The 1,789-nt window shown below is 52.0% G+C and carries 5 protein-coding genes; all 5 read right to left on the minus strand.

Going from position 1 to position 1,789, the window contains the following annotated elements:
* Positions 1-53 precede the first annotated feature (53 nt).
* Complete coding sequence (locus D1841_RS17185) at positions 54-464, minus strand: DUF4355 domain-containing protein (RefSeq protein ID WP_161880192.1); 411 nt, start codon at positions 462-464, stop codon at positions 54-56.
* Positions 465-638: 174 nt separating this feature from the next.
* A complete protein-coding gene (locus D1841_RS17190; protein ID WP_160644886.1) occupies positions 639-812 on the minus strand; it encodes a hypothetical protein in 174 nt (57 codons plus the stop codon).
* A complete protein-coding gene (locus D1841_RS17195; RefSeq protein WP_160644888.1) occupies positions 803-1,102 on the minus strand; it encodes a hypothetical protein in 300 nt (99 codons plus the stop codon). The genes D1841_RS17190 and D1841_RS17195 overlap by 10 nt, the downstream gene beginning before the upstream one ends.
* The gene (locus D1841_RS17200; protein WP_160644890.1) at positions 1,102-1,374 is read right to left on the minus strand and encodes a hypothetical protein; all 273 of its coding nucleotides are present in this window, start codon (positions 1,372-1,374) and stop codon (positions 1,102-1,104) included. The genes D1841_RS17195 and D1841_RS17200 overlap by 1 nt, the downstream gene beginning before the upstream one ends.
* A gap of 6 nt (positions 1,375-1,380) precedes the next feature.
* Complete coding sequence (locus tag D1841_RS17205) at positions 1,381-1,635, minus strand: hypothetical protein (protein ID WP_161880193.1); 255 nt, start codon at positions 1,633-1,635, stop codon at positions 1,381-1,383.
* Positions 1,636-1,789 lie beyond the last annotated feature (154 nt).

The following is a 1,789-nucleotide window of genomic DNA, read 5'->3' on the forward strand; positions in this document are numbered from 1 at the left end:
GGCAGTAACGAGATTAACGGTATTTGCCATTTATTGGCACTTCCTTTCTTGGATCAGGAAAGCCCCATAGCCTTTCTCAGTTGAGCATCAGCCCCATTGGGGGTTGCAGTTACCTCGCTGGCGGCAGTGGCTCCACTGATCCGCACGGCCTTGGGATTCTCCGCTTTGATTTTGTCGATCACACCCTTCAGGGTGGTAATGGCCTTTTCCATGGCTTCCGGGCTGGACACGTTCAGAGCGTCCAGCAATTCCACGGGAAGGGCGTTTTCGGCCAGTTTCTCTTTGGCGGTCAACAGCAATTCACGCTGGGCCAACTGCTGTTCCCTTTCAGCAAGGGCGGCTTCCCCCTTGCGCTTTTCGGCGGCAAGGCGTTCGCCCACAATGCGGTTCACATCGTCCTGGCTGAAGGTCTTTGCCCCGGCTCCACTTTCCGGGTTGGTGTTGGTGGTCTTGTTTTCATCCATTTCAATTCCTCCGTTTAACGCCGTGAGTGCGGCTAAATATAGAAAAAAGCGTGGGAACCGTCCATAGCAGACAGTTCCCACGCCGTTTTCGCACAGCTTCCACCCGGTAGGGGTGGGGTACTTTGATAAGTTAATTATACCACATAGGGGGGGAGGGGTCAAGCCCTAATTGAGCTATTTTGTGGGTTTTCCGTGGTTTTTAGTGGTGATATACACGTTATTATAGGGGGGCTTGCCGGGTGTATTCTTGATTTTTACGGGGGGTAAAATCCCCTCCAGGAGCGTCACGATCCGGGCCTTTGTCGCTTCATCGTCCGGGGTATAGCTGATATGGATTTTCACTGGCATTGTACCACCGTCCCCAAAACATATTCAACAGCGGCCACAGGGTCAGTCACAAACTGCCTGAAGGTGGTTTCAACCCACTGGGCGGCTTCCTGATTGTCCATCCCCGCCAAATGCTCCCAAATGGCCTTAGAACCTTTACCATAGCCGTGCATGGCAAGATACTGGCAATACCGCCGCAACGCTTCACGGCAAGGCTCCTTGTGGTCTGTCCGCCATCCATGCAAGGCCAGCAGGACAACCCCCACGGTAGAAACATGGCGCTCCCCGTTGATGATCTTGGTGTGTTCCATCAGGTAGCCCCGCCCTTCTTGACTAACTGCCGTACAAACCCGGCAATCAACTTCAACTGCCGTTCATCAGCCTGGGCCAGCATATGGAGAACGTTAGCGGGAAGTTTGGTGGCCCTCTGGCCCCGCATGAAGCCGCACTTGAAGCCAAGGGAAATTAGGTTGAAGGGGTTATCAGAAACATTCTTAATCACATCCAGTTCATCGGCGGTTAGATCAAAGGCTTCCGGAATTTCAATATCATCAGCGGCAAGAACAAAATCTTTAGCGTTCATTATGTATTACCTCACTTTCATTTGTTCCACGTTGTAATAGCTAACAGCGGCAAGGAAGCCGGTGTAATTGAGATAATCGGCAGTGAAGTCACCTACGCCGAAAGCACCCCAATGCTTAAATTCCTTATCCTTGGCGAAAGATACGGCCTTTTTCCCAAAGAGCGCCACGGCCTTAGACACGGGCAACACATCAGCCGAACCGATCAGGACGGCTTCACGGCGGAACAATTCATCGGCTTGCAGTTTATTCAAAATTCCCATAGTATAAAATCCTTTCTTGTCAGGCGGGGCGGCGGTGTGCTATAATGCTCTTGCCGCCCCTGTTGTGGGTAGGTTTTCGGCTCCTATGTGTCAGGTTGTGGAAGGCGTGACACATGGGGGCTTTCTTACACATTGATGTACGGGAAGCAGGATA

The sequence above is a fragment of the Neglectibacter sp. X4 genome (assembly GCF_009917365.1).
In the GTDB taxonomy this organism is placed as follows: Bacteria; Bacillota; Clostridia; order Oscillospirales; family Acutalibacteraceae; genus Acutalibacter.

Bases quoted from the DNA above. Each gene is read 5' to 3' on its own strand.
- D1841_RS17185 (WP_161880192.1), bottom strand. From the start codon at position 464: ATGGATGAAAACAAGACCACCAACACCAACCCGGAAAGTGGAGCCGGG.
- D1841_RS17190 (WP_160644886.1), bottom strand. From the start codon at position 812: ATGCCAGTGAAAATCCATATCAGCTATACCCCGGACGATGAAGCGACA.
- D1841_RS17200 (WP_160644890.1), bottom strand. From the start codon at position 1,374: ATGAACGCTAAAGATTTTGTTCTTGCCGCTGATGATATTGAAATTCCG.
- D1841_RS17195 (WP_160644888.1), bottom strand. From the start codon at position 1,102: ATGGAACACACCAAGATCATCAACGGGGAGCGCCATGTTTCTACCGTG.
- D1841_RS17205 (WP_161880193.1), bottom strand. From the start codon at position 1,635: ATGGGAATTTTGAATAAACTGCAAGCCGATGAATTGTTCCGCCGTGAA.